Source organism: Herbaspirillum sp. 1130 (genome assembly GCF_017833835.1).
Lineage (GTDB): Bacteria > Pseudomonadota > Gammaproteobacteria > Burkholderiales > Burkholderiaceae_D > Herbaspirillum > Herbaspirillum huttiense.
In genome coordinates this window covers 994,400-1,020,477 of sequence record NZ_JAFICQ010000001.1, presented here as the reverse complement: position 1 = coordinate 1,020,477, position 26,078 = coordinate 994,400, and the positions used below count along the sequence as shown (strand labels likewise).

Below are 26,078 nucleotides of genomic sequence, written 5' to 3'. Positions count from 1 at the left end.
CCACTGCTGAATGAATCCGACCATGAAACGACACCTGTCTTCCGAAATCCTGCCCGCGGGACTGCCGCCCGTGACCAGCCCCGATGACGAAGCCCCGGCGGTGGCCGCCAATGGCCGCCGCATCGGCGAGGTCATCCTCGACCTGCAGAACATTTCGCTGTCCTTCGGCGGGGTGAAGGCGCTCACCGATATCTCCTTCGATGTGCGCGAGCATGAGATCCGCGCCATCATCGGACCCAACGGCGCCGGCAAGAGCTCGATGATCAACGTCATCAACGGCGTCTACCATCCGCAGAAGGGCAGCATCCTCTATCGCGGCCAGCCGCGCCTGGGCATGCATCCGAGCAGCATCGCGCGCCAGGGCATCGCCCGGACCTTCCAGAACATCGCGCTCTTCAAGGGCATGACCGTGCTGGACAACATCATGACCGGCCGCAACACCAAGATGCGCTCGGGCCTGTTTTCCAATGCGCTGTGGTGGGGCGCGGCCCGCAACGAAGAAATCGAGCATCGGCGGAAAGTCGAAGAAGTGATCGATTTCCTTGAAATTCAGCACATCCGCAAAACCCCGGTGGGACGCCTGCCGTACGGCCTGCAAAAGCGCGTGGAACTGGCGCGCGCCCTGGCGGCCGAGCCGCACATGCTGCTGCTGGACGAACCCATGGCCGGCATGAACGTGGAAGAAAAACAGGACATGTGCCGCTTCATCCTCGACGTCAACGACCAGTTCGGCACCACCATCGTGCTGATCGAACACGACATGGGTGTGGTCATGGATATCTCCGACCGCGTCGTGGTGCTGGACTACGGCAAGAAGATCGGCGACGGCACGCCCGATGAGGTGATGAGCAATCCGGAAGTCATCAAGGCCTATCTCGGGACTTCCCACTGAATGTGAAAACAATATAAACAATAAAAACAATATGGACATGGCAGGCAAGGAGACGACATGCAATTCTTCCTCGAAGTCACCCTGAGCGGTTTGCTCTCGGGGCTGATGTATTCCCTGGTGGCGCTGGGTTTCGTACTGATCTACAAGGCCTCCGGCGTCTTCAATTTCGCCCAGGGCGCGATGGTGTATTTCGCCGCGCTGGCGGTGGTGGGCCTGATGGAGAAGGGCATGCCGATGTGGGCGGCCATCATCGGCGCCTTCGTGGTGATGATCCTGGTGGGTCTGGCCACCGAGCGCTTCGTCTTGCGCAAGCTGGTCAACCAGCCGCCCATCACGCTCTTCATGGCCACCATCGGCCTGACCTTCTTCCTCGAAGGGCTGGGGCCCTTGCTGTTCGGCAGCGAAGTGCGGCCCATCGACCTGGGCATCGTCGATGAACCGATCCAGTCGGTGATGGACAGCATCGGCATCGGCATTTCCAAGTTCGACCTCTTCGCCTCCGGCATGGTGGTGGCGCTGGTGGCGGCACTGGCGCTGTTCTTCCAGAAGACCAAGGTCGGCCGCGCCCTGCGTGCGGTGGCCGACGATCACCAGGCGGCGCTGTCGCTGGGCATCCCGCTGCAGCACATCTGGGCCGTGGTGTGGGGCGTGGCCGGTTTCGTGGCGCTGATTGCAGGCTTGCTGTGGGGCTCGCGCAATGGCGTGCAGTTCGCGCTGACCATGACGGCCCTGAAGGCACTGCCGGTGCTGATCCTCGGCGGCTTCACCTCGATTCCCGGGGCGATCGTGGGCGGGCTCATCATCGGTGCTTCCGAGAAACTGGCCGAGATCTATATCCCGCCGGTCATGCAGGATGCCTTCGGCGGCAACTTCGGTGGCATCGAAGGCTGGTTCCCTTACGTGTTCGCGCTGCTGTTCCTGCTGGTGCGACCGGAGGGACTGTTTGGCGAGCGCCATATCGACCGCGTATGACAATCTGCTCATTCCAATGTTGGCGATATGTCGCCACAGGTGCCATGCAGGAACAAGGAGAACATGATGCTGTACCGTGAAGCAGGACAATTCAAGACAAGCTACATCGCCGACAGTCAGATCTTCCCGATCCGCCAGGATCGCATCATCTTCACGCTCTTCATGGTGTTCGCCTTCGTGGGCGTGCCGCTGCTGGGCAGTGAATACTGGTTCTCGGCCATCCTGGTGCCGTTCCTGGTGTTTGCGCTGGCCGCACTGGGCCTGAACGTGCTGACCGGTTACGCCGGCCAGCTCTCGCTGGGGTCGGCGGCCTTCATGGCCGTGGGCGCCTATGCGGCCTACAACTTCCAGCTGCGGGTGGAGGGCATTCCCATCGTCGCCACGCTGCTGCTCTCGGGGGCCTGTGCGGCCATGGTGGGCGTGCTCTTCGGGCTGCCCTCGCTGCGCATCAAGGGCTTCTACCTGGCCGTGGCCACGCTGGCGGCGCAATTCTTCGTGGTGTGGGCGCTGACCAAGTTTCCCTGGTTCTCCAACAATTCTTCATCCGGCGTGATCAGCACGCCCAAGATCGATTTCTTCGGCATCGCCATCGATACTCCGGTGCGCAAATACCTCTTCGTGCTGGCCGTGGTGAGTGTGCTGGCGCTGGTGGCCAAGAACCTGGTGCGCTCCTCCACGGGACGCGCCTGGATGGCCGTGCGCGACATGGACGTGGCGGCCGAAGTGATCGGCATCCCGCTCATGCGCACCAAGCTGACCGCCTTTGCCGTGAGTTCCTTCTACTGCGGCGTGGCCGGTGCCCTGTATGCCTTCTGCTACCTGGGCTCGGTGGAGCCGGACGGTTTCTCGCTGGACCTGTCTTTCCGCATCCTCTTCATGATCATCATCGGCGGCGTGGGCAGCATCCTCGGTTCCTTCCTGGGCTCGGCCTTCATCCTGCTGCTGCCGATCTTCCTGGACAACGCATTGCCGCCGCTGGCGTCGCTGTTGCACCTGCCGTTCACCAACGCGACGGTCTCGCATATCCAGATGATGGTCTTCGGTGCCCTGATCATCTTCTTCCTGATCGCCGAGCCGCACGGGCTGGCGCGGCTGTGGCAGATCGCCAAGGAAAAACTGCGCTTGTGGCCGTTCCCGCACTGAGCGCCGCAAGGACCGGATTGAGGTAGGCGGAGACCGGAACACCGGTCTCCGATCAAAGTCGGCAACGACAACAACAAGGAGACGAGACCATGAAAACCATGAAGCATCTGCGGCAGTGGCTGCTGGCCACCGCCTGCGCCGCCAGCCTGCTGGCTCCGGCGGCGCCGGTCCTGGCGCAGGCCAGCGACCAGTTCATCGCCATCCCCAGCTATCGGGTCGGGCCGTATGGCACCAATGGCCAGTCGTATTACGGCGGCTATGTCGATTACCTCAACTACATCAACCTGAAGGAAGGCGGCGTCAACGGCGTCAAGCTGTCCTGGGAAGAGTGCGAGACCGAGTACAACAACGCCAAGGGCGTGGAGTGCTACGAGCGCATGAAGAACAAGAACCAGGTCACGCGCGGCACCGCCATCAACCCCATGGCCACCGGCATCTCCTATGCGCTCATCGACAAGACCGCCGAGGACAAGGTACCCCTGGTGATGATCGGCTACGGCCGTACCGATGCGGTGGATGGCTCGGTGTTCCCGTATGCCTTCCCGCTGGTGACCACCTACCAGATGCAGGTCTCGGCCATCGTGAAATACCTGGCCGGCAAGAACAATGGTTCGCTGGCGGGCAAGAAGATCGTGTTCCTGTATCACGACTCGGCCTATGGCAAGGAACCCATCGTGGCGCTGCAGGCGGAGTCCTCCATCGGCAAGTTCAAGCTGGTGGAAATCCCGGTGGCCCACCCCGGCAACGAGCAGGGCGCACAGTGGCTGCGCATCCGCCAGGAGAACCCGGACTACGTGATCTTCTGGGGCTGGGGCGTGATGAACCAGACCGCACTGAAGGCCGCGCAGAAGGTCGGCTATCCGCGTGACAAGATCGTCGGTTCCTGGTGGGCCGGTTCGGAAGAAGACACCATCCCCGCCGGTGACGCCGCCAAGGGCTACCTGTCGGCCACCTGGAACGTGGCCGGCAAGGATGTCCCCGTGATTGCCGACATCGACAAGGTGGTCTATGGCGCGGGCAAGGGCAACATGCAGGACAAGAACAAGCTCGGCTCCATCCTCTACAACCGTGGCGTCTCGGCGGCCATTGCCACCGTGGAAGCGGTGCGCACGGCGCAGGACAAATACGGCAAGGGCAAGGTCATGAGCGGCGAGCAGGTGCGCTGGGGCTTTGAAAACCTCAACATCACCGATGCCCGTCTGAAGGCCTTGGGGGCGACCGGCCTGCTGCCTGAAATCAAGACCTCGTGCGACAACCATGAGGGCTCGGGCAAGGTCAAGATCCAGCAATGGGATGGCACGAAGTGGGTGCTGGTGTCGGACTGGATCGAGGGCAACAAGAACCTGATCCACCCGCTCTTCAAGGCCTCGGCCGCGAAATACGCAAAAGAAAAAGGCATCACTCCTGCCTGCATGAAGTAGGCGCTTGCGCCGGCGGCTCTGCACGTCTCCCACGGCCGCCGGTGCTTTTTTGGGAATGCGAACGACCATGAATGCCACACCGATCCAGACCAGTGCCGCGCCTTCCGCCGCTACGGCAGCGGTGGCCAAGGCGCTGGCCATCAACAACATCGAAGTGATCTATGACCACGTGATCCTGGTCCTGAAGGGCGTCTCGCTGGACGTGCCGGAAGGCAAGATCGTGGCGCTGCTCGGGGCCAATGGCGCCGGCAAGAGCACCACCTTGAAGGCCATCTCCAACCTGCTGCACGCTGAACGTGGCGACGTGACCAAGGGCAGCATCGAATTCCGTGGCGAGCGCGTGGACCGCATGACGCCCAATGACCTGGTCAAGCGCGGGGTGATCCAGGTGATGGAAGGACGGCATTGCTTCGGTCACCTGACGGTGGAAGAGAACCTGCTGACCGGTGCCTACACGCGCGGCATCAGCAACGCCGAAGTGAAGCACGAACTGGAAAAGATTTACGATTATTTCCCGCGCCTGAAGGTGCGCCGCAAATCGCAGTCCGGCTATACCTCGGGCGGCGAGCAGCAGATGACGGCCATTGGCCGCGCCATGATGGCCAAGCCGTCCATGATCTTGCTGGATGAACCCTCGATGGGGCTGGCGCCGCAGATCGTCGAAGAGATCTTCGAGATCGTCAAGGATTTGAACAGCAAGGAGAAAGTCTCCTTCCTGCTGGCCGAGCAGAACACCATGGTGGCGCTGCGCTATGCCGACTTCGGCTACATCCTCGAAAACGGCCGCGTGGTGATGGAAGGTGCGGCCAGCGAATTGGCCGATAACGAAGACGTGAAGGAGTTCTATCTGGGCGTCTCCGGTGGCGGCCGCAAGAATTTCCGCGACATGAAGTTCTATCGCCGCCGCAAGCGCTGGCTGGCGTAAGGGGAGGGCATCATGTCCGATCCGACACAGGTACTGGCCGAACTGGATGCGCTGGAGCGGCGCGATCCGCAGCAGCGCGAGCAAGCGCTCATGCGCGCCTTGCCGCAACTGGTGGCGCGCGCGCAAAGTGCGCCGGGCTGGGCGCGCATCCTCGCTGGCGTGGACGCGGCGGCGATCACCTCGCGCGCGGCGCTGGCGCAACTGCCGGTGACGCGCAAGTCCGACCTCAAGGAACTGCAGACCCGCGAGGCCCCCTTCGGCGGTCTGAACACGACCCCGGCGCGGCAGTTGCGGCGGCTCTTCGTGTCGCCCGGCCCGATCTTCGATCCCGAGGGGCAGGGTGCGGACTGGTGGCGTTTTGCCAGTCCCATGAAGGCGCTGGGATTGCAGGGCGGGCACATCCTGCAGAACTGCTTCGCCTATCACTTCACGCCGGCGGCCTTCATGGTCGAGGGCGCGGCGGCGCGGCTGGGCTGTGCGGTGATCCCGGCCGGCATCGGACAAACCGAGTTGCAGGTCAATGCGATGGTAGCGCTGAAGCCGGATGCCTATGTCGGCACCCCCTCGTTCCTGAAGATCATCATCGAGAAGGCGCGCGAGATGGGCGCCGATATCAGCAGCGTGCAGCGCGCCCTGGTCAGCGCCGAAGCGCTGCCGCCTTCGCTGCGCAGCTGGTTCCATGAACACGGCGTGCCGCAGGTGCTGCAGCTGTATGCCTCGGCCGACATCGGCAACATCGCCTACGAGACCATGAGCGAGGGCGCGGTGCATCCCGGCATGGTGCTGGATGAATCCCTGATCCTGGAAATCGTGCGGCCCGGCACCGGCGATCCGGTGGCCGAAGGCGAGGTCGGCGAGGTGGTGGTGACGTCCTTCAATCCCGACTATCCGCTCATCCGCTTCGGGACCGGGGATCTGTCGGCGGTGGTGCAGGGCATTTCTCCCTGCGGCCGCACCAATACCCGCATCAAGGGCTGGATGGGGCGCGCCGACCAGACCACCAAGGTGCGCGGCATGTTCGTTCATCCCTCGCAGGTGGCTGACGTATTGCGCCGCCATGGCGATGTCTTGCGGGCGCGGCTGGTGGTGTCGGGCGAGATGGCCAATGACATCATGACCCTGCATTGCGAAGTGGGGGACCCGGAAGATCCGGCCATTGATGTCAATGCGCTGGCCGGTAGCCTGCGCGAGGTGACCAAGCTGCGGGGGGAGGTGTTGCTGGTGGCGCCGGGGAGTTTGCCCAACGATGGCAAGGTCATTGAGGACGCCCGCAAATACGAATAGGTGAACGAGCTTGCAGGGGATCGAACATGCCGGGCGATTTGTGCTTGTGCAGGTGAAGCTTCGCGCATAAAATCGGTGGCGGAACATTAGTTCCAACGTCGCTCGGACGGTTCCGGGCGCTTACGTGAAAGACACCCATGACGCAATCCGCCGATTCGCGCGATCCCTCGCGCACGCCTGCCGTATCCTCTTCTCCTGCCACTTCCCCGGACGCCTTCCCGGTCAGCTTCCCGCGCATCGAACGCCTGCCGCCCTACGTCTTCAACATCACCGCCGAACTCAAGATGGCCGCGCGCCGCCGGGGCGAGGACATCATCGACATGTCCATGGGCAACCCGGATGGTCCCACGCCGCCCCATATCGTCGAGAAACTGGTGGAAGTGGCGCAGCGGCCCGATACCCACGGTTATTCCTCCTCCAAGGGCATCCCGCGTCTGCGCCGGGCGATTGCGCACTGGTATCGCAGCCGCTACGAAGTCGACTTCGATCCCGACAGCGAAGCCATCGTCACCATCGGTTCCAAGGAAGGCCTGGCGCACCTGATGCTGGCCACCCTCGACAAGGGCGATACCGTGCTGGTGCCCAATCCCAGCTACCCCATCCACATCTATGGTGCGGTGATTGCCGGTGCCAACATTCGCTCGGTGCGCATGAGCCCGGGCGTGGATTTCTTCGATGAACTCGAACGCGCGGTGCGGGAGAGCTATCCCAAGCCCAAGATGATGATCCTGGGCTTTCCCTCCAATCCGACCGCCCAATGCGTGGAGCTGGAATTCTTCGAGCGGGTGGTCAAGCTGGCGCGCGAACACCAGATCCTGGTGGTGCATGACCTGGCCTATGCCGACATCACCTTCGATGGCTGGAAAGCGCCGTCCATCATGCAGGTGCCGGGTGCGCGGGAGGTCGCGGTGGAATTCTTCACGCTCTCCAAGAGCTACAACATGGCCGGCTGGCGCATCGGCTTCATGGTCGGCAATGCGCGCCTGGTGGCGGCGCTGGCGCGCATCAAGAGCTATCACGACTATGGCAGCTTCACCCCGGTGCAGGTGGCAGCCATTGCGGCGCTGGAAGGCGACCAGTCCTGCGTGGAGGAGATCCGCGCCAATTACGAAAAACGCCGCAACGTGCTGCTCAAGGGCCTGCATGAGGCGGGCTGGATGGTCGATGTGCCCAAGGCCTCGATGTACATCTGGGCGCGCATCCCGGAACCGTATCGCCAGTTCGGTTCGCTCGAATTCTCGCGCATCCTGCTGGAACAGGCCAAGGTCTGCGTCTCGCCCGGCATCGGTTTTGGTGAATATGGCGACGAGTACGTGCGCTTTGCCCTGATCGAGAATGAATCGCGCATCCGCCAGGCCATCCGTGGCATCAAGACCATGTTCAAGAACGCCAAGGGCGGCTGAAGGCCGCGCGCCGGGCCGGTGTAAAGGCCGGAACTGCATCGGCCTGGCGTGTGTCACACAACACTCTTCACCCCCTGACTGTTTTATATGATGAAAAAAATAATATTCGCCAGCCTCATCGCGCTGGGCGCGTCGGCAGCGGTGCTTCCGGTTGCCCAAGCGCAAGTCTCCGTGAACATCAACATCGGCGCACCGCCGCCGCCGCGCGCTGAACCGCTGCCACCCCCGCGCCATGGCTATGTCTGGGCGCCCGGCTTCTGGGATTGGGATGGCTACCGCCACATCTGGCGCGAAGGCCACTGGGTGCGCGAGCGTCCCGGCTATGTCTATGCGCAGCCGGTCTGGCGCCAGGGACCGCGCGGCTGGGAACTGGATCGCGGTGGCTGGCGCGGTGGTCCGCCGCCGGGAAGGGGTCCGCGTCATGATGATGGCGATGACGACCACCGTGGTCCGGGACGCGGGCGCGACTGCCCGCCGGGCCATGCGCGCAAGGGTGAGTGCTTAAGCTCGCCGGTTTTGATTTGAATTGAAGTGATGAAACGAAACGGCCGCAACGTGAAGACGTTGCGGCCGTTGTCGTAGGCGGGTTGCGCTGAGGCGGACGGGATCAGATCTTTTCCATCAGCGCCGAGACCGCAAAGGAAACGATGCCCGCCGTAATGCAGATGACCGCCAGGCGGTAGTGCGGAATCAGCTTGCCGATCCACGGCAGCAGGAAATACAGGACGATGGCGATCAGGATGCTGGTCAGGAGTCTTTTCATTGTCTTGGCGGGAGGGTTGAACGCTGGGGCCTATGATAGTGCGATTTGACCTGTGATGGCGCATCAGCCGGGCGACAGCCCCTTCATGCCGGGCCGTGTCGGTGCCGGGGCAGCCGGTACGGGCGGCTTGGCCGGAGCAGCGCCCGTCGGCGTGACCGTGGTCGCAGGCGCGGCGGCGGGCAGCGGCGTTGCGCCCGGTGGCAGGTTTTCATCGACCTGCTCGTTCTGGCGGCCACCGCCGTGGGCATTGAAGAAGTTGATGACGGTGCGCGAGGTATCGAGGTTCTGCGAAGACTTGCCGCCATTGACGATGGGCACTACGCCACCCGGCCAGGCGTGGCCGCCCCCCTTGACCTCGTAAAGCACCACGGCCTGCGGGTCGCTCTTGCTGGCATAGGTGTACTGGCGGATGGTGGTGCCATCGTTGGCGGTATCGGGAATATCGGCGACGGTCGGGCGCGGGTTGGCCCCATCGGCCTTGACGAAGGCTTCGATGCTGCGCGCCACCGAGATGCGCGGCAACTGCGAGACTTCCTGCTTGCCGATGCCGCCCAGGAAGGGAATGAAGGGATCATCGCTGCCATGGATGTGCAGCAGCGGCATGGGGGCTTTGACGGCCTCGGGCGGCACATCCAGCACCGCGCTGACCACCGCCACTGCCTTGAACAGTTCAGGCGCTTCGGCGGCCATGCGATAGGCCATCATGCCGCCATTGGACACGCCCACCAGGTAGATGCGCTGCGGATCGGCCAGCCCATCCTTGACCAGCTTGTCGATCAGGGCGCGCAGGAAGGCCACATCATCCACCTTGTGCATCTGCGCGTAACCGCAGCATCCGCCGGAATTCCAGGTACGGGCGTCGATGGCCAGCCCGGTGCCGTTAGGGTAAACGATCATGTAGCCCGCCGCCTCGGCAATCTCGGTCAGTCCGGTAGCGCGCGCCATCAGCGAGCCGCTGGAACCGCTGGCGTGCAGTGCGACGATCAGCGGCTGCGGTTCACCGGCGGCACTGCGTTCGGAAAAATAGGCGCGTGACAGATTGCCGACGCGGATCGTCTTCAAGGATAGATCGATCGCCTGTGCCGGCAGGCTGGCCAGCAGCGGCTGTGCGCACAGTGCGCACAGCGCTGCCAGCAAGTGGCGGCGCAAGCGGCCGGCGCGATCAGAAGGGCGAGACGGAAAGCGGTTCGTCATGGCAGGCAGGATGCGGTCGCGGGAATGGACGCCATGTTAACGTGCAGGCCACGGTGGCGCAAAGCGATTTACACCCTGCGCTCCGGACCTGGCGATCAACGCAGGGCCGGTCAGCCGCGCGCCGGGATGTTGAGACCGCGCACCACGGCCGGACGGGCCACGAAGGCTTCCAGCGCACGGGCCACATGGGGGAAGTCCTGGAAGCCGACCAGCTCGGCCGCTTCGTAGAAGCCGATCAGATTGCGGATCCACGGGAAGGTAGCGATATCGGCGATGGAATATGCATCGCCAGCCAGCCACTGGCTCTGGCTCAGGCGCTTGTCCATCACGCCCAGCAGGCGTTTGGATTCGTTGACATAGCGGTCGCGCGGACGTTTATCTTCGTATTCCTTGCCGGCAAAGCGGTGGAAGAAGCCGAGCTGGCCGAACATCGGACCGACGCCGCCCATCTGGAACATCACCCACTGGATCACCTGATAGCGCGCAGCGGGATCGGCCGGCAGGAACTGGCCGGTCTTCTCGGCCAGATAGAGCAGGATGGCGCCCGATTCGAACAGCGGCAGCGGCGCATCATTGGGACCGTTGGGGTCGATGATGGCGGGGATCTTGTTGTTCGGATTGAGCGACAGGAATTCCGGCGACAGCTGGTCATTGGTCTCGAAGCTGACCAGGTGAGCTTCGTAGGGCAGGCCGGTTTCTTCCAGCATGATCGAGACCTTCACGCCATTGGGCGTGGGCAGCGAATACAGCTGGATGCGGTCGGGATGTTGCGCCGGCCATTTTTGATTGATGGCGAAGGCGGACAAAGCGTGACTCATGAGATCGGACTCCTAGGCAACGGATATGTGGAGATCGCGGTCCTGAGCGAATTTTTCGAAGGCCTCGACCGTCACCGGCCGGCAGAAGTAGTAGCCCTGGTAGGCATGGCAGCCGGCATCGGCCAGGAAGGAGCGCTGGGCATCGGTTTCCACGCCCTCGGCGATCACCCCCAGTCCCAGGCTCTGGGCCAGGTTGACGATGGTCTTGGCTATCGAGGCGTCGTTGGGATCGATCAGGACATCGCGCACGAAAGACTGGTCGATTTTAAGCTGATTCAGCGGCAGCCGCTTGAGGTAGGACAGGGACGAGTAACCGGTACCGAAGTCATCCAGCGAAAACTCCACGCCGTAAGCCTTCAAGGCAAACATCTTCTGGATGATGTCTTCGACGTTGTCCACCAGCAGGCTCTCGGTCAGCTCCAGTTTCAGGCGGCGCGGATTGGCACCGGTACGGTCGATGATGTCCAGTACGGTCTGCACGAAATCATGCTCGCGCAATTGCGGCGCGCTGACGTTCACGGCGATGCTGAGCTCGGCCATGCGCGGCCGCTTGGCCCAGGTGGCCAGTTGCGTGCAGGCGGTCTCCAGCACCCAGTTGCCCAGTGACAGGATCAGCCCGGTTTCTTCGGCCAGCGGAATGAAGTCGCCCGGTGGCACCATGCCGCGCTGCGGATGCTGCCAGCGCACCAGCACTTCGGCACCCGTGACGCGGCCGCCTTCGACCACCTGCGGCTGGTAATGCAGCAGCAGCTGGTTGCCCTCGATGGCCTTGCGCAGGCCGGCTTCCAGCGTGGCGCGTTCCAGCACGGCGGTCTGCATGGCGGGGTCGAAGAAGCGCAGCGCATTGCGGCCGGTTTCCTTGGCCTTGTACATGGCCAGGTCGGCCTGCTTCATGAGCTCATCCACCGAGGCCGCACGGCCCAGGAAGACGGTGGCGCCGATGCTGGCGGTGGTGCGGTATTCCACCTCGTCGAGCTGGTAGGTTTGGCCCAGTGCCGCCAGGATTTTCTCGCCGATGGTGCGGGTCTGGGTCGCGGCTTCCTGCTGGGTGTCGTTGAGCCCCTCCAGCACCACCACGAATTCGTCACCACCCACGCGCGCCACCGTATCGTTTTCACGGACGTTGGCCAGCAGGCGCTGCGCCACTTGTTTCAACAGGGTGTCGCCCTTTTCGTGGCCGACCGTGTCGTTGAGGGTCTTGAAGTGATCCAGGTCGATGAACAGCAAGGCGCCGCAGGTGCGCGTGCGCAGCGACAGCGCGATGGCCTGCTTGAGGCGGTCCAGCAGCAGGGTGCGGTTGGGCAGGCGGGTGAGAGCATCGAAGAAGGCCAGTTCGCGGATGCGCTCCTCGGCCAGCTTGCGGTCACTGATGTCGTGATGCGTGCTGACGTAGTGGGTGACCTGGTTGTCCTTGTTCTTGACGGCGGAGATGGTCAGCCATTCGGGGTAGACCTCGCCGTTCTTGCGGCGGTCCCAGATTTCGCCCTGCCACTTGCCGAAGCGCCGGACACTCTCGCGCATCTCCTGGAAGAAGGCCGGGCCGTGGCGGTCCGAGCGCAGCAGGTTGGGGTGCTTGCCGACGATTTCTTCGGCGGTATAGCCGGTGATCTCCGTGAAGGCCTTGTTCACGCGCAGGATCTTGCTGTTGGCGTCGGTGATGAGCATGCCTTCGCGCGAATCGAAGGCCACCGCCGAGATGCGCAGTTCGGCTTCAATCTGCTTGCGGTCGGTGATGTCGCGCGCGCTGGTACGGAAGCCCGTGAAGCTGCCCTGGGCATCGGCAATCGGGGCCGATGACAGCGAGAGCCAGAATACCGTGCCATCCTTGCGTACGCAGCGGAATTCCACGTCTTCGCGCTTCTGGCCATCCATGCAGCGCGCCAGTTCGGCGCGGATGCGGCGCTCGTCATCCGGATGGACGATGCTGCCGATGAAGTCCGGCATGGAGAGGCATTCCTCCACGGTATAGCCGGTGTAGTCGCGCACCGCGTGATTGATCCAGCGCGGACGGCCATCCAGGCCCCACCAGACTTCCCAGTTGACGGTGCAATCGGCGATGGCGCGGAACTGCTCTTCGCTGGCGCGCAGCTCGACGGTCATCTTCTGCGCCAGGCGTACCGCGCGCTTGCGGCTGGACATCATGAGCCAGGCCAGCAGCGCCAGCGTAACGCTCATGGCGATGCCGGTGACGGCGATGAGCTGCTCGGCATTGCGCCCGAACTGGGCGGTGAAGGCATCGGTGGTGCTCATGGAGAGCGTCCAGTTGTGGTTGGCCACCACCAGGTATTCATCGGCCTGCAGGCGCGGGCGATGCAGCGGGCCGCTGGCCAGCGGCGATTGGTAGAGCAGGGCTTGCGTTTCCTGGGTCACGCCGTCATAGAGAGTGAAGGCAATGGTGCGGCTGTTTTCGCCATACAGGCTGGCGATCACGTCGCTCATCCGAAAAACGGCATGTACCCAGCCGATCAGGCTGGCGCGGCGCTCGGCAATGGTGGACTGCGGTTTGCCGCGCTCGTACAGCGGCAGGTACATCATGAAGGCCGGTGCTGCCGGCCCTTCATTGCTCAGTTCAATCTTGCCGGAGATGGTCGCCATGCCGGAGTCGCGCGCCTTTTCCATGGCGGCGCGCCGCACCGGATCGGCCCACTGGTCATTGCCGAAGGCGATGCGGTTGCGGCCTACATAGGGCTCGCGCAGGATGGTCGGGGCATAGGCAGTACGGCTGCCGCTCGGACGGATCTTGTAATCGGCCACCCCCTGGCGCGCCATGCGAAGCAGATGGGCGTCGAGCTGCGCAGCCGGTACCCATTCCTCGATGGCGATGGCCTGGATGCCGGAGAAATTGGCGTCCAGATTGAGCGCGTCAACGTAATCGCGGAACTGGTTGCGGTCGATGTTGCCGGTGGCAGAAACCAGGCCCTGCACCCCATGCAGCATCTGTTCGTAGGACGCCATGCGCTGCTCGATGCGGCTGACCGTCTCGCGCAGCACCGAGGCGAACTGCGTGTGGACTTCCTTGGCGGCGGCTTCGCGCTCGTGGTCCCATGCGGTCCAGGTGACGCCCAATCCTGTAGCCAGGATGATGACGGGGAGCAGGATCTGGCGTATCCAGTTCACGGCTTGCTCTGGAATTCGACCATGGCTGCCGCCAGTTCAGGATTGAAGTACTTGCGGAAGATGCGCAGCACCGTGCCGTCTGCCAGCATGCCGTTGACCAGGGCGCGCCACTTGTCCAGCTCGGCCGGCGCAAGCGCCTTGCGTGACATGATCAGACCGTGCGGTACGGAAGGATCCTCGAAGCTGATGATGGTGGTGGCCTCGCGAATGCGTTTCTCTTCCACGACCGGGTAATCGAAGGGCTCCATGATCATGCCCTGGATGCGGTTCTGCAGCAGCGCTTCATAAAGCGGTTCCAGGCCACCGGCCAGGGTGACGCGATTGGCAGCCGTGAGCTGGTCCACCATACGATTGGCATTGCTGCTGTAGCGGAAGCCGCGGATGACGCCGATCTGGAAACGATCATTGCGCGCGACGTCGGCCAACTGAGTGATGCCGGCATCCTTGCGCACCAGCAGGTAGTACTTGTTGCTGAAGTACCAGGCGAAGGCGGCGAACTTGTCGCGTTCCGGATTGGTAATGCCGGACAGGCTGAAATCGAGTGCCCCCGATTCGATCAGCTGCCAGATGCGCGCACGCGACATCAGACTGACATTGACCTTGCAGCCGCTGCGGCGGATCAGCTCGTCGGCGAAATCCTTGTCGATGCCGGTATCGGTAGCGGCCGAGTAGAGCAGGCCGTGATCGTGCAGCGCCAGCGTATAGGGACGCGAGCAATCGGGACCGGCAGCGTGGGAAGGGGAACAAGCCAGCAGGGCAGTGAAAAGTGTGGCCACATTCGCACAGGCACGCACTGCGCGATTGCGAAAGAGTCGACTGAAAATACTGCCCCCTATGTAGACGCCACCCTATGGACGAAGCAATACGAGCGTGGCGCGAACTTCGCGATCTCGCGCCCGACGCACTGCCGTGTCGTCCTTCCCTGAAATCACCGCATGAGAGCGGTGTCCTGTCCTGTAGTTTTGACTCTGCCGTCCGTGGAGACGGTGGTGTGATCACCAGCTCTGCTGACATGCTGGAGACGCCAGCAGAAACGGCACTGCACCAAATGCCGAGCGATGTTACCCGAGCAGATTCCATTGCGCAACAGAATGCATCCGCCGCCGCTGCGGCAGGCTGGATGCGGCCGCGCGCGATGTGCACGGGAGTGCAGAAAGGCACGGATGAGCTGACAGGAAAGCGGGGTGTCATGCACAAAAAAACCGGAGTTTCCACCATGGAAACACCGGTCTGTCTGTGAGGATTTCGGGAGATCGGGAGATCACGATGTCTGATGTCGGGATGACAGGGACATCGCTTGAAGCATTGTTCCGTTCAGATGAACATGCCGCCCGAGACCTCTACGCGCTGGGCGTTGATCCAGCCATTGTTCTCACGCAGCAGCGAAGCGATTGCCGCGCCGATGTCATCCGGCACGCCGGCCCGGCCCAGCGCGGTCTGGCCGGCGATGAAAGCGTTCAGTTCGGCATTGTCACGTACGCGGCCACCGCCGAAATCGGTCTCGATGGCGCCCGGTGCCACGGTGTTGACGGCGATGCCACGCGCGCCGAATTCCTTGGCCATGTAGCGCGTCATCACTTCCACGCCCCCCTTCATGGCGGCATAGGCCGCATAGCCCGGCAGGGTGAAGCGGGCCAGCCCGCTGGAAATGTTGATGATGCGGCCACCATCGGCCAGCAGCGGCAGCAGCGCCTGGGTCAGGAAGAACGGTCCCTTGAGATGCACCTTGTAGAGCGCATCGAAGTCCGCTTCGCTGGTCTCGGCGATCGGGCCATAGATGCCCATGCCGCCGTTGTTGACCAGATAGTTGAATTGGCGGACCTGCCACACCCGGTACAGTGCATCGGACACTTGTTGTGCGAAGGCCGGCACACTTGCGCTGTCGGCCAAGTCCAGTTGCAGGGCCACCGCCGGTACACCCAGGGCTTCGATTTCTGACACCGCGGCATCGGCAGCAGTACGGTTGCCGACATACGTCAGGAGAATACCCACGCCTTCGCGGGCCAGGTGCAGGGCGGCGTTCTTGCCCAGGCCGCGACTGCCGCCGGTGATCAGGGCGATGCGGGGAATAGTGTTGCTGGAAGCGGTTGCTGCGTTCATGTGAGGCTCCTGAAGTCGTTGAGGAAAGCAATGCAGGGGATGTTGCAAGACCACGGAGCCCAGTATATTGAGAAGAAATTTCAGAATAAATTTCGGTTTTACTATTAGACTTTTCAGAATTGAATAATAATCAGGCGGGCACATGAACCAGTTGGACACCCTCAAGATCTTCCAGCGCGTGGCCGAACTGGCCAGTTTCAGCGGTGCGGCGCGCCAGCTCGGCCTGCCCAATGCCAGCGTCTCGCTGGCGGTGCAGCAGCTGGAACAGATGCTGGGCACGCGCCTGCTCCAGCGCACCACGCGGCGCGTGCAGCTGACCGCCGATGGCGAAGCCTTCTACCGGCGCAGCCAGGAGTTGCTGGATGAATTCGAATCCCTGCGCGGCATGTTCCGCGCGGGCGGGCAGCCCTTGAGCGGCAAGCTGCGGGTCGACATGTCCAGTGCCATGGCGCGTGAAGTGGTGCTGCCGGCCTTGCCGACTTTTTTGGCGCAGCATCCGCAACTGGAGATCGAGCTGTCAGCCAGCGACCGTCGTGTCGATCTGGTGGCTGAAGGATTTGATTGCGTGCTGCGTACCGGCACGCTGGACGATTCCTCGCTGGTGGCGCGGCCCATCGGCCATCTGGTGCAGATCAACTGCGCCAGCGCGGCCTACCTGAAACGGCACGGCACACCGCGCACCCTGGAGGATCTGGCCCATCACCAGCTGGTGCACTACCGCCAGGTGCTGGGCGGACGTTCACCGGGATGGGAGTGGTTCGACGGCACCCAGACCCGTACGCTGCCCATGGCCGGCAGCGTCACGGTCAACAGTACGGAGACCTATTACGCCGCTTGCCAGGCCGGCCTGGGCCTGATCCAGCTGCCGCTGGTGGGCGCGCAGAAACGCAAGATGCTCGACGGCGGCAAGCTGGTGGAAGTGTTGCCGCAATATCGTCCGGCGCCCATGCCCATCAACCTGCTCTATGCCAGTCGGCGCCATGTACCGGCACGGCTGGCGGAGTTCATGGACTGGCTGCATGCGCTGATCTTTCCGCTCACGCAGGAGGGCGGCCTCACACGCTGAGCGGCCCGTTCAGGCCAGCATGGTCTGTCCGGCCGGATCGATGGTGACCGTGCCGCGTCCGATCTCGATGACGCGTCCGCCGACCTGGATTGCCCCATCCGCATTGACGGTCATGCGCAGCCGCGAGGGTCGATCGACCGCCGCGCCCTGGTCGATGGCGTAGTGGGCGGGCAGGGTGGCACCGGTGGCAATGAGCCAGCCGCCCAGATTGGCGCAGGCCGAGCCGGTGCCCGGATCTTCGGCCACTCCGCCGCCTTGCTTGGTGAAGAAATAGCGGGCCAGCACCTGGCCTGGTGCGTCTTCATCGAAGGCGAACACATAGGCCGTCTTGCGTCCCAGACTGCTCACCGGCCAGCGCTCCAGCAGCCCGCTGTCGGGCCGGGCACGGCGCACCGCTGCGGGCGAACGCAGGGGGATCAGGAACTGGTCGGCCCCGGTATCGACCCAGACCGGATCGGCTGCCAGGTCGCTTTCCTCCAGCGCCAGCAGGGCGGCCACTTCGGCACGCGAAAGCGGCGATGGCGCGGTGCGCGGGCCGCCGGGGCAGGGGGCAGTGAAGGTCCAGACATCCCCTTGGGCATGCACCGGGACCACGCCGGCCTTGAACTCCAGGCGCAGCGCGTCACCCGTTCCCAGCAGATCACGCACCACCTGCGCCGTGCCCAGCGTGGGATGGCCCGCGAAGGGCATCTCGTAGCCGGTGGTGAAGATGCGCACCCGCGCATCGGCCACCGCCGAGGGCAGGATGAAGGTGGTTTCCGAGAGATTGAATTGCAGGGCCAGCGCCAGCATGGTGGCCTCATCCAGGCCGCGTGCATCCTCGAACACGCACAGGGGATTGCCGCCGAAGGTGGATTCGGCGAAGACGTTGAGCAGGCGGTAAGCGTAGGTGGCAGGCATGGAGGTCTCGCAGCAGGTTCATAAAACTTCCGCATCGGCAGAAGCAGGAAGGCCGATTGTAGCCACGGCCTTCACTGCGAGACAGGTACAGTTCAGTCTCCCACGCCAATACAGTCACGGCCCAACTGTTTGGCGCGATACAGGCGGCGGTCGGCCTGTTCCAGGAAGGCGATGCGCTGGTCCATCGGCGAAGGCACGATGGTGGTCACGCCCTGGCTGATGGTGACGTGGGTCGAGATCTGCGACTTGGCGTGCGGGATGGCGGCCTCGTTGATGATCGCGCGGCAGCGCTGGGCCACTTGCAGGGCGGCCTTCTCGTCGCAATCCGGCAGGATCAGCACGAATTCCTCGCCGCCATAGCGGGCAAAGAAATCGCGGCTGCGGGTCGCGCTCTGGCTCAGCAGCTGGGCTACTTGCCTGAGGCACTCGTCCCCCCGGATGTGGCCGTAATGGTCGTTGTACTGCTTGAAGTAATCGATGTCGAGCATGATCATCGACAGCGGCGCACGCGTGTTGACCGCATTGGCCCATTCCACTTCCAGCGCCGAATCGAACATGCGGCGATTGGCCACGTTGGTCAGGCCGTCGCGATAGGACAGCGCCTCCAGTTCCTTTTGCAGCTCGACCAGGCGCGCTTCGGTCTTCTTGCGTTCGGTGATGTCGAACATGAAGCCGATCAGCGCATTGGGGCTGCCATCGGGATTGCGCACCACGTGCACCACGTCACGGATCCAGATGTGCTCGCCATCGCGGGTCAGGGCGCGGTAGTCGGCTTCGTGATCGGCACCGGCCTTGGATTGCGAGATGCAGAAGTTGACCACGGCCTCGCGGTCTTCCGCATGGATGCGCATGGCCCAGTCGTCGGCCGTCTTCCAGCTCTCCGGGGTCCAGCCCAGCAGCTGTTCGATCTGCGGGCCGATGTAGGTGAATTGCATGGTGCTCCAGTCGATCTTCCAGGGAATCGCCTTGGTTGATTCCAGCAGGGTTTTGTAGACGGCGCTGTCGGGTTCCATCTGTTCTTGGATCGAGTTGCTCATGATTCCTGGTCGCGAGGTGGTGGTAACGGAGTTGTTGTCGGGAAATGCTGCCACAAGGCAGCACAAAAAATTTGCCGGCAAGCATAACGCGTCTTGCTGTCAGGACGATGAAAAAATGCGCTCAAGCGTGCAGCTGTCCACTCAAGTTTCTGCAGGGCAATCGCCGGAAGTCGACGCGCGCCATGTGTGCAGGGCTATCGTTTTTCCTTATACCCCTATCCTCATTCGGTATTTCCGCCTTCCCCGCTCCTGCAGATAGACTTCAGTCACAGCAGTTTTCGAGACGGAGATTGTTGTGTGGACCGCTACCACGGTCGATGTGTCTGGCAGTGATGTGCCGTACCCGGTGCAGTAATGGCAGACGCTATCTGAAACAAAAATTTTGGAGACAAGCAATGCAATTCCGTTCGGCAGCTGAGCCTGCCGCAGCGGCGACGCCAACCGTAGAAGGCGTTCGCGACTGCGCACAGGCTGTGACCCCAGTGAGCGCTCACTCGCCGGTCCTCGACCAGACACCCGGCACCCCCGCGACAGACGGCTTGCATACCGTCACCGCACACTTGACTGACCGTGCTGCAAACCGTACCGGTACAGTTCCTGACACTTCCGGATTGGCACCTGTCAGTCTGGACGACAAATACACCGCCACCGAAGGTGCCATCTACCTCTCCGGCATCCAGGCGTTGGTGCGTCTGCCGATGCTGCAGCAGATCCGCGACCGTGCGGCGGGCCTGAATACGGCCGGTTTCATTTCGGGCTATCGCGGCTCGCCCCTGGGCGGACTGGATGAAGCCCTCTGGCATGCCCAGCCGCACCTGGCTGCGCACCGCGTGAAGTTCCAGCCGGGCGTGAACGAAGACATGGCCGCCACCGCCGTCTGGGGCACGCAGCAGGTCAGGCTGATCGGCCCGTCCGACTATGACGGCGTCTATGCCATGTGGTATGGCAAGGGCCCCGGCGTGGACCGCTGCGGCGATGTGCTCAAGCACATGAACCACGCCGGCACCTCCGCCCAGGGCGGCGTGCTGCTGGTGGCCGGGGACGATCATGGGGCCTATTCGTCGACCCTGCCGCACCAGTCCGACCACATCTTCTCGGCATCGATGATCCCGATGCTCTATCCCTGCAACGTGCAGGAATACCTGGACCTGGGCCTGCATGGCTGGGCCATGTCGCGTTATTCCGGTTGCGTAGTGGGCTTCAAGGCGCTGGCCGACACGGTGGAATCGAGCGCTTCGGTGGATGCCGATCCTTTCCGCGTCGACATCCGTCTGCCGACCGATTTCGTCATGCCTGCGGGCGGACTCAATGCACGGCTGTCGACCGATACCCTGGGCGTGCAGGCGCGCAAGCAGGAAGCGCTGATGCAGGATTACAAGATCTACGCCGCGCTGGCCTACGCCCGCGCCAACCGGCTCAACCGCGTGATGATCGACAGCCCCCGTGCGCGGCTGGGCATCATCGCCTCGGGCAAGTCCTATCTCGACGTACTGGAAGCTTTATCGGAACTGGGCATTGATGAAGCCTTCGCAGCCGAGATCGGATTGCGGCTGTTCAAGGTCTCCATGCCCTGGCCGCTGGAGCCGGATGGCGTGCGCGAATTCGCGCAGGGCCTCGATGAAATCCTGGTGGTGGAAGAAAAGCGCCAGATGGTGGAGTACCAGTTGAAGGAGCAACTTTACAACTGGCGCGACGATGTCCGTCCGCGCGTGATCGGCAAGTTCGACGAGAAGGGCGAATGGGTGGCTCCGCGCGGCGAATGGCTGCTGACTTCCAAGGCCGATTTCTCGGTGGCGCAGATCGCCCGCGTGATCGCCGCACGCATTGCGCGCTTCCATACCAGTGACCTGATCAAGGCGCGCCTGGCCTTCCTCGATGCCAAGGATGCGGTGCTGACCAAGGCCGTCAACACGCCGCCGCGCCCGGCTTACTATTGCTCGGGCTGTCCGCACAACACCTCCACGCGCGTCCCCGAGGGCAGCTTCGCGCTGGCAGGGATCGGCTGTCACGTCATGGCCACCGCCATCTATCCGGAATTCAACAAGCTGACCACCCACATGGGCGGCGAGGGTGCGCCCTGGATCGGGCAAGCGCCCTTCTCCAAAGTGCCGCACGTATTTGCCAACCTGGGCGATGGCACCTATTTCCATTCGGGTTATCTCGCCATTCGCGCCGCCGTGGCCGCGCGGGTCAACATGACCTACAAGATCCTGTACAACGATGCCGTGGCCATGACCGGAGGACAGCCGGTGGACGGGACAGTCTCGGTGCCGATGATCGCGCAGCAGATGGCCGCTGAAGGCGTGCAGCGCATCGCGCTGGTGTCGGAGGACATCAGCCGTTACACCGGCCGCAACGGTTTGCCGGCGGCGGTGAGCCTGCATGACCGCAAGGAGATGGATGCCGTGCAGCGCGAGCTGCGCGAGATTCCGGGGGTGAGCGTCATCATCTACGACCAGACCTGCGCCGCCGAAAAGCGCCGCCGCCGCAAGAAGGGAGAATTCCCTGACCCCAACGAACGGCTCTTCATCAATGCGGCCGTGTGCGAGGGTTGCGGCGATTGCGGCGTGCAGTCCAACTGCACTTCGATCCTGCCGCTGGAGACGGAGCTGGGCCGCAAGCGCGTCATCGACCAGTCTTCCTGCAACAAGGATTACTCCTGCGTGAAGGGCTTCTGCCCCAGCTTCGTCACCGTGACCGGCGGGCAGTTGAAGAAGTCGCGCACCGGCGTCCACAAGAAAGGCGCGACTGACGATTTCGGCGCGCTGCCCGAACCGGCCATCCCGTCTTGCGAGACGCCGTTCAACATCCTCATCAACGGCATCGGCGGTACCGGGGTCATCACCATCGGCGCACTCATGGGCATGGCCGCGCATCTGGAAGGCAAGGGCGCGTCGGTGCTGGACATGACCGGCATGTCGCAGAAGAACGGTTCCGTGACCTCGCACGTGCGCATCGCTGCACGGCGCGACACCATCCGCGCGCAGCGCATCGCCACCGGGGAAGCTGACCTGGTGCTGGGTTGCGACATGCTCACGGCGGGCGCTTTCGATGCCATTTCCAAGATGCGCCCCGGCCGCACGCGGGCGGTGGTCAACCTGCACCAGCAGCCGCCGGGCCAGTTCGCCAAAAATCCTGACTGGCAATTTCCGTTCGAGGAGGTCAAGGCGCTGATCCTGGAATCGGTCGACCAGCAGGCCGACTTCATCGATGCCACACGCCTGGCCACGGCCCTGATGGGCGACGCCATCGCCACCAATCTCTTCATGCTGGGCTATGCCTGGCAGCGCGGTGAACTGCCCTTGAGCGAAGGCGCGCTGCTGCGTGCGATTGAACTCAATGGCGTGGCGGTCGAAGCCAACCAGACCGCTTTCCGCTGGGGCCGCCGTGCCGCAGTCGATCTGCGCCGCGTGGAGCAGATCGCGGTGCCGGCCCAGCCGGTGGTGGTGCATCTGCCGCAGTCACTGGATCAAATGGTCAAGCGCCGGGTGGCCTTGCTGACCGAGTATCAGGATGCCTCCTACGCCGCCCAATTCGCCGAAGTGGTTGCGGCCGTGCGTGCCGCCGAAGCGCCGCTGGGCAGCGACAAGCTGACCCTGGCCGTCGCCCGCAGCCTCTCGCGCCTGATGGCTTACAAGGATGAATACGAGGTGGCGCGGCTCTACACCAACGGCCAGTTCCAGAAGGACCTGGCGCAGCAGTTCGAGGGCGATTTCACCCTCAGCTTCAACCTGGCACCGCCGATCTTTGCGCGCAAGGATGGACAGGGGCGATTGGTGAAGGCGCGCTATGGCAGCTGGATGATGACGGCCTTCAAGCTGCTGGCGCGCTGCAAGGGGCTGCGTGGCGGTGTCTTCGATCTCTTCGGGCGTACCGCAGAACGGCGCATGGAGCGTGCGCTCATCGTGCAATATCGCCAGATGGTGCTGCAGTTGCTGCCCGCGTTGACGGCGGACAATCTGGCCGAGGCCATCGCCCTGGCGCAGTTGCCGGAACAGGTGCGCGGCTTCGGTCATGTCAAGGAGCAGGCGGTACAGGCCATGCAGGGGCGGCAGGCGGAATTGCTGGCGGCGTTTGCGCAGGCAGGCAAGAAGCCTGCCGCCCCGAGTGCAACGCCGGCCGCAGCCTGACCGGTCCTGACCGCTTCGGCATCGAGATCGGCCAATGTCGCGCCGGTGACAACTGTCCGGCGCGAATTCCATTAAGCTTGGGCGCAAAGCGGGAAGCCAAGCGCCCAACCCGCATTGCCTGGCAAGAACAACGAACAGGAGACAAGCATGGATTTTGAACTCAACGAAGACCAACTGGCCTTCCAGCAAAGCGCGCGCGATTTCGCTGCGCGCGCCATGGCCCCCTTCGCCGCCAAGTGGGACGAGGAGGCGCATTTCCCGCTGGACGTGATCGCCAAGGCCGGCGAACTGGGCTTCTGCGGCCTCTACACCCCGGAAGAGGTGGGCGGCCTGGGCCTCTCGCGCCTGGATGCCACGGTGGTCTTCGAGGAGCTGGCGCGCGCCTGTACCTCGACGGCGGCCTATCTCACCATCCACAACATGGTCAGCTGGATGGTGGCCACCTGGGGCCATGCCGAACTGAAGGAAGAATGGTGCGAGCAACTGGCCGCCGGCCAGAAGATCGGCTCCTACTGCCTCACCGAGCCGGGCTCGGGATCGGATGCTGCATCGCTCAAGACCACGGCGCGCCGGGTCGATGACTTTTACCTCATCAATGGTTCCAAGGCCTTCATCTCGGGCGCGGGCAGCACCGACCTGCTGGTGGTGATGGCCCGCACCGGCGGCCCCGGCGCGCGCGGCGTCTCGGCCATCGCGGTGCCGGGCGATACCCCCGGCATCAGCTACGGCAAGAAGGAAAGCAAGATGGGCTGGAACAGCCAGCCCACGCGCACCATCAGCTTCGACAACGTCAAGGTGCCGGTGGGCAACCTGCTGGGCGAGGAGGGCGAGGGCTTCGTCTTCGCCATGAAGGGGCTCGATGGCGGGCGCATCAACATCGCCACTTGCTCGGTCGGTGCGGCACAGGCAGCGCTGGATGCGGCCCACGCCTACATGAAGGAACGCAAGCAGTTCGGCCGTCCGATTGCCGACTTCCAGGCGCTGCAATTCAAGCTGGCCGACATGCAGACCGAACTGGTGGCCGCGCGCCAGATGGTGCGGCTGGCGGCGGCCAAGCTGGATGCCGGCTCGCCCGAAGCCACCACCTATTGCGCCATGGCCAAGCGGCTGGCGACCGATCTGGGTTTCCGCGTCTGCAATGAGGCGCTGCAATTGCATGGCGGCTATGGCTACATCCGCGAATATCCGCTGGAACGCTATTTCCGCGACGTGCGGGTGCACCAGATTCTGGAAGGCACCAATGAAATCATGCGCGTCATCATCTCGCGCAACCTGCTCGGCCGCGACACGCTGGACGACATCCGCTGACCCCTCACAAGGAAACGCATGAGCACCTACACCAACCTGAAGCTGGAAAAATGCGGCCACACCGCCGTGCTGACCCTGTCTAATCCCCCCGCCAACACTTGGACCCGTGAAGCCCTGGCCGACCTCACGCGCCTGGTCAAGGACCTCAACGCCGACCGTGAGATCTACACCCTGCTGGTGACCGGCGAGGGCGAGAAATTCTTTTCCGCCGGGGCCGACCTCAAGCTCTTCGCCGATGGCGACAAGGCCATGGCGCGCGAGATGGCGCGCCGCTTCGGGGAAGCCTTCGAGACCTTGTCGGGCTTCCGGGGCGTTTCGATTGCGGCCATCAATGGCTACGCCATGGGCGGTGGCCTGGAGTGCGCCTTGGCCTGCGACATCCGCATCGCCGAAGAACAGGCCCAGATGGCATTGCCGGAAGCCGCCGTGGGCTTGCTGCCCTGCGCGGGCGGCACGCAGAACCTGCCGTGGCTGGTCGGCGAAGGCTGGGCCAAGCGCATGATCCTGTGCGGCGAACGCGTCAATGCCGAGACCGCGCTGCGTATCGGCCTGGTGGAGGAAGTGGTCCCCAAGGGCCAAGCGCGCGAACGTGCGCTGGCGCTGGCCTTGCAGGCCGAAAAGCAGAGCCCTTCGTCTGTTGCGGCCAGCAAGCAGCTGATCCAGGGGGCGCGCCACAATCCGCTGGGCACCATTCTGCAGACCGAACGCGAACTCTTCGTCGATCTCTTCGATACCCAGGACCAGAAGGAGGGCGTCAACGCCTTCCTCGAAAAGCGCGCGCCGAGCTGGAAAAACGCCTGAACGTTTCGGCACAGGGCCTGACGTTTTCTGCACCATGAACTGTTTTTGACGCGGCAAATGCGGCGTTGAAGCGGGCGTGGTGCGATGGCCTTGGGCTAGACTGGCAGCCTTGATCCACGTGATCCATTTGATCCATCCGGTCCCGTCGAGGCTTTCCATGTCATCACGTATCGCCGCGTTTCTGTTCTCCCTGCTGACGTTGTCCTGCCTGCCCGTTGCGGCGGGGGCTTCCGAACTGTCGGACAAATTGTCCCAGCCCGATCATGTCCTGATCATGCGCCACGCGCGTGCGCCGGGCATTGGCGATCCTGCAGGATTCACGCTCAATGACTGTGCCACGCAACGCAATCTCAACGATGAAGGCCGCGAACAGGCGCGCAAGATCGGCAACTGGCTGCGCCAGCAAGGCATCAGCCGCGCCATCGTCGCCAGCAGCCCGTGGTGCCGTACCAAAGAGACCGCCACTTTGCTGGGTTTCGGTACGCCCGAGGTGCAGGATGGCCTGGCCTCCTTCTTCAACGACGCGGCCCAGGGCGAGACCGCCAACCAGCGACTGGAGCAGTACCTGCGCACGGCTTTGCCGGGCAAGGGCAGCCGGGCGCTGATCCTGGTCACGCATGACGTGAACATCGGCCGCTGGACCGGAGAAAGTGTGGCCTCGGGAGAAATGGTGCTGGTGCGGGTCGATGCCAGCGGCAAGCCCGTATCGCACAAGGTCTACGCGCGGCCCGACTGATCCGCCGGTCTTCGCCAAGCACAACGGACGCCGCAGCGCTGCATGCCCTGCGGCGTTTTGTGTTAACG

At 63.4% G+C, this 26,078-nt stretch carries 22 protein-coding genes; 14 read left to right on the top strand and 8 right to left on the bottom strand.

What is annotated here, in order from left to right; all coding sequences use genetic code 11:
• Positions 1-10 precede the first annotated feature (10 nt).
• From JOD78_RS04465 to JOD78_RS04430, 8 genes are all read left to right on the top strand, one after another.
• Complete coding sequence (locus JOD78_RS04465) at positions 11-892, top strand: ABC transporter ATP-binding protein (RefSeq protein WP_034334319.1); 882 nt, start codon at positions 11-13, stop codon at positions 890-892.
• 57 nt (positions 893-949) lie between these two features.
• The gene (locus JOD78_RS04460) at positions 950-1,864 is read left to right on the top strand and encodes a branched-chain amino acid ABC transporter permease (RefSeq protein WP_013234543.1); all 915 of its coding nucleotides are present in this window, start codon (positions 950-952) and stop codon (positions 1,862-1,864) included.
• 66 nt (positions 1,865-1,930) lie between these two features.
• Complete coding sequence (locus tag JOD78_RS04455) at positions 1,931-3,007, top strand: branched-chain amino acid ABC transporter permease (protein WP_039787190.1); 1,077 nt, start codon at positions 1,931-1,933, stop codon at positions 3,005-3,007.
• A gap of 89 nt (positions 3,008-3,096) precedes the next feature.
• Positions 3,097-4,428 carry an ABC transporter substrate-binding protein gene (locus JOD78_RS04450; protein ID WP_204726489.1) on the top strand — a complete coding sequence of 444 codons (1,332 nt, stop codon included), beginning with the start codon at positions 3,097-3,099 and terminating at the stop codon, positions 4,426-4,428.
• Positions 4,429-4,495: 67 nt separating this feature from the next.
• Positions 4,496-5,353, top strand: a complete 858-nt coding sequence (locus JOD78_RS04445) for an ABC transporter ATP-binding protein (RefSeq protein WP_187697641.1) — start codon at positions 4,496-4,498, stop codon at positions 5,351-5,353.
• Positions 5,354-5,365: 12 nt separating this feature from the next.
• Entirely contained in the window at positions 5,366-6,637 is a 1,272-nt protein-coding gene (locus tag JOD78_RS04440; protein ID WP_209569649.1) for an AMP-binding protein, read from the top strand.
• Positions 6,638-6,774: 137 nt separating this feature from the next.
• A complete protein-coding gene (gene alaC, locus JOD78_RS04435; RefSeq protein WP_209569651.1) occupies positions 6,775-8,040 on the top strand; it encodes an alanine transaminase in 1,266 nt (421 codons plus the stop codon).
• Between the two features lie 171 nt (positions 8,041-8,211).
• Complete coding sequence (locus JOD78_RS04430; protein WP_348534249.1) at positions 8,212-8,565, top strand: hypothetical protein; 354 nt, start codon at positions 8,212-8,214, stop codon at positions 8,563-8,565.
• Between the two features lie 82 nt (positions 8,566-8,647).
• Here the strand turns inward: JOD78_RS04430 and JOD78_RS04425 are convergent, their stop codons facing one another.
• The 5 genes from JOD78_RS04425 to JOD78_RS04405 all read right to left on the bottom strand — a co-directional run bounded on the left by JOD78_RS04425 (position 8,648) and on the right by JOD78_RS04405 (position 14,708).
• Positions 8,648-8,803 carry a hypothetical protein gene (locus JOD78_RS04425; RefSeq protein ID WP_166675069.1) on the bottom strand — a complete coding sequence of 52 codons (156 nt, stop codon included), beginning with the start codon at positions 8,801-8,803 and terminating at the stop codon, positions 8,648-8,650.
• Between the two features lie 63 nt (positions 8,804-8,866).
• Entirely contained in the window at positions 8,867-9,901 is a 1,035-nt protein-coding gene (locus JOD78_RS04420) for a PHB depolymerase family esterase (protein WP_348534259.1), read from the bottom strand.
• 206 nt (positions 9,902-10,107) lie between these two features.
• The gene (locus JOD78_RS04415) at positions 10,108-10,815 is read right to left on the bottom strand and encodes a glutathione S-transferase N-terminal domain-containing protein (RefSeq protein ID WP_134136493.1); all 708 of its coding nucleotides are present in this window, start codon (positions 10,813-10,815) and stop codon (positions 10,108-10,110) included.
• A gap of 12 nt (positions 10,816-10,827) precedes the next feature.
• Positions 10,828-13,932, bottom strand: a complete 3,105-nt coding sequence (locus tag JOD78_RS04410; protein ID WP_204726488.1) for an EAL domain-containing protein — start codon at positions 13,930-13,932, stop codon at positions 10,828-10,830.
• Positions 13,929-14,708 (bottom strand): transporter substrate-binding domain-containing protein, encoded by a 780-nt coding sequence (locus JOD78_RS04405; protein ID WP_227022718.1) that lies wholly within the window; start codon positions 14,706-14,708, stop codon positions 13,929-13,931. Before JOD78_RS04405 ends, JOD78_RS04410 begins: the two co-directional genes overlap by 4 nt.
• A gap of 215 nt (positions 14,709-14,923) precedes the next feature.
• Here JOD78_RS04405 and JOD78_RS04400 point away from each other — a divergent pair, with 215 nt between their 5' ends.
• A complete protein-coding gene (locus tag JOD78_RS04400) occupies positions 14,924-15,172 on the top strand; it encodes a hypothetical protein (protein ID WP_209569655.1) in 249 nt (82 codons plus the stop codon).
• A 74-nt stretch (positions 15,173-15,246) separates the two neighbouring features.
• Here JOD78_RS04400 and JOD78_RS04395 read toward each other — a convergent pair whose 3' ends face one another.
• Positions 15,247-16,032 (bottom strand): SDR family oxidoreductase, encoded by a 786-nt coding sequence (locus tag JOD78_RS04395; protein ID WP_204726487.1) that lies wholly within the window; start codon positions 16,030-16,032, stop codon positions 15,247-15,249.
• Between the two features lie 142 nt (positions 16,033-16,174).
• Here JOD78_RS04395 and JOD78_RS04390 point away from each other — a divergent pair, with 142 nt between their 5' ends.
• Positions 16,175-17,098: a LysR family transcriptional regulator gene (locus tag JOD78_RS04390; RefSeq protein ID WP_034331597.1), complete on the top strand. Its 924-nt coding sequence runs from the start codon at positions 16,175-16,177 to the stop codon at positions 17,096-17,098.
• Between the two features lie 9 nt (positions 17,099-17,107).
• On the opposite strand, the gene JOD78_RS04385 is transcribed toward JOD78_RS04390, so the two are convergent.
• Together JOD78_RS04385 and JOD78_RS04380 are read right to left on the bottom strand one after the other, a co-directional pair.
• On the bottom strand, positions 17,108-17,998 hold the full coding sequence (locus tag JOD78_RS04385) for a PhzF family phenazine biosynthesis protein (protein WP_209569657.1): 891 nt from the start codon (positions 17,996-17,998) through the stop codon (positions 17,108-17,110).
• Positions 17,999-18,090: 92 nt separating this feature from the next.
• Positions 18,091-19,011 (bottom strand): sensor domain-containing diguanylate cyclase, encoded by a 921-nt coding sequence (locus JOD78_RS04380; protein WP_121045702.1) that lies wholly within the window; start codon positions 19,009-19,011, stop codon positions 18,091-18,093.
• A gap of 563 nt (positions 19,012-19,574) precedes the next feature.
• Between JOD78_RS04380 and JOD78_RS04375 the strand changes: the two genes are divergently transcribed.
• From JOD78_RS04375 to JOD78_RS04360, 4 genes are all read left to right on the top strand, one after another.
• Positions 19,575-23,165 carry an indolepyruvate ferredoxin oxidoreductase family protein gene (locus tag JOD78_RS04375; RefSeq protein WP_245202045.1) on the top strand — a complete coding sequence of 1,197 codons (3,591 nt, stop codon included), beginning with the start codon at positions 19,575-19,577 and terminating at the stop codon, positions 23,163-23,165.
• 147 nt (positions 23,166-23,312) lie between these two features.
• Positions 23,313-24,473: an acyl-CoA dehydrogenase family protein gene (locus JOD78_RS04370; protein ID WP_121045654.1), complete on the top strand. Its 1,161-nt coding sequence runs from the start codon at positions 23,313-23,315 to the stop codon at positions 24,471-24,473.
• 18 nt (positions 24,474-24,491) lie between these two features.
• The gene (locus tag JOD78_RS04365) at positions 24,492-25,274 is read left to right on the top strand and encodes an enoyl-CoA hydratase (RefSeq protein ID WP_121045653.1); all 783 of its coding nucleotides are present in this window, start codon (positions 24,492-24,494) and stop codon (positions 25,272-25,274) included.
• A gap of 157 nt (positions 25,275-25,431) precedes the next feature.
• The gene (locus JOD78_RS04360; RefSeq protein ID WP_121045652.1) at positions 25,432-26,010 is read left to right on the top strand and encodes a histidine phosphatase family protein; all 579 of its coding nucleotides are present in this window, start codon (positions 25,432-25,434) and stop codon (positions 26,008-26,010) included.
• Positions 26,011-26,078: the final 68 nt, after the last annotated feature.

Coding starts and splice junctions, on each gene's coding strand:
- JOD78_RS04465 (WP_034334319.1), top strand. CDS start 11: ATGAATCCGACCATGAAACGACACCTGTCTTCCGAAATCCTGCCCGCG.
- JOD78_RS04460 (WP_013234543.1), top strand. CDS start 950: ATGCAATTCTTCCTCGAAGTCACCCTGAGCGGTTTGCTCTCGGGGCTG.
- JOD78_RS04455 (WP_039787190.1), top strand. CDS start 1,931: ATGCTGTACCGTGAAGCAGGACAATTCAAGACAAGCTACATCGCCGAC.
- JOD78_RS04450 (WP_204726489.1), top strand. CDS start 3,097: ATGAAAACCATGAAGCATCTGCGGCAGTGGCTGCTGGCCACCGCCTGC.
- JOD78_RS04445 (WP_187697641.1), top strand. CDS start 4,496: ATGAATGCCACACCGATCCAGACCAGTGCCGCGCCTTCCGCCGCTACG.
- JOD78_RS04440 (WP_209569649.1), top strand. CDS start 5,366: ATGTCCGATCCGACACAGGTACTGGCCGAACTGGATGCGCTGGAGCGG.
- alaC (WP_209569651.1), top strand. CDS start 6,775: ATGACGCAATCCGCCGATTCGCGCGATCCCTCGCGCACGCCTGCCGTA.
- JOD78_RS04425 (WP_166675069.1), bottom strand. CDS start 8,803: ATGAAAAGACTCCTGACCAGCATCCTGATCGCCATCGTCCTGTATTTC.
- JOD78_RS04415 (WP_134136493.1), bottom strand. CDS start 10,815: ATGAGTCACGCTTTGTCCGCCTTCGCCATCAATCAAAAATGGCCGGCG.
- JOD78_RS04395 (WP_204726487.1), bottom strand. CDS start 16,032: ATGAACGCAGCAACCGCTTCCAGCAACACTATTCCCCGCATCGCCCTG.
- JOD78_RS04390 (WP_034331597.1), top strand. CDS start 16,175: ATGAACCAGTTGGACACCCTCAAGATCTTCCAGCGCGTGGCCGAACTG.
- JOD78_RS04385 (WP_209569657.1), bottom strand. CDS start 17,998: ATGCCTGCCACCTACGCTTACCGCCTGCTCAACGTCTTCGCCGAATCC.
- JOD78_RS04380 (WP_121045702.1), bottom strand. CDS start 19,011: ATGGAACCCGACAGCGCCGTCTACAAAACCCTGCTGGAATCAACCAAG.
- JOD78_RS04370 (WP_121045654.1), top strand. CDS start 23,313: ATGGATTTTGAACTCAACGAAGACCAACTGGCCTTCCAGCAAAGCGCG.
- JOD78_RS04365 (WP_121045653.1), top strand. CDS start 24,492: ATGAGCACCTACACCAACCTGAAGCTGGAAAAATGCGGCCACACCGCC.
- JOD78_RS04360 (WP_121045652.1), top strand. CDS start 25,432: ATGTCATCACGTATCGCCGCGTTTCTGTTCTCCCTGCTGACGTTGTCC.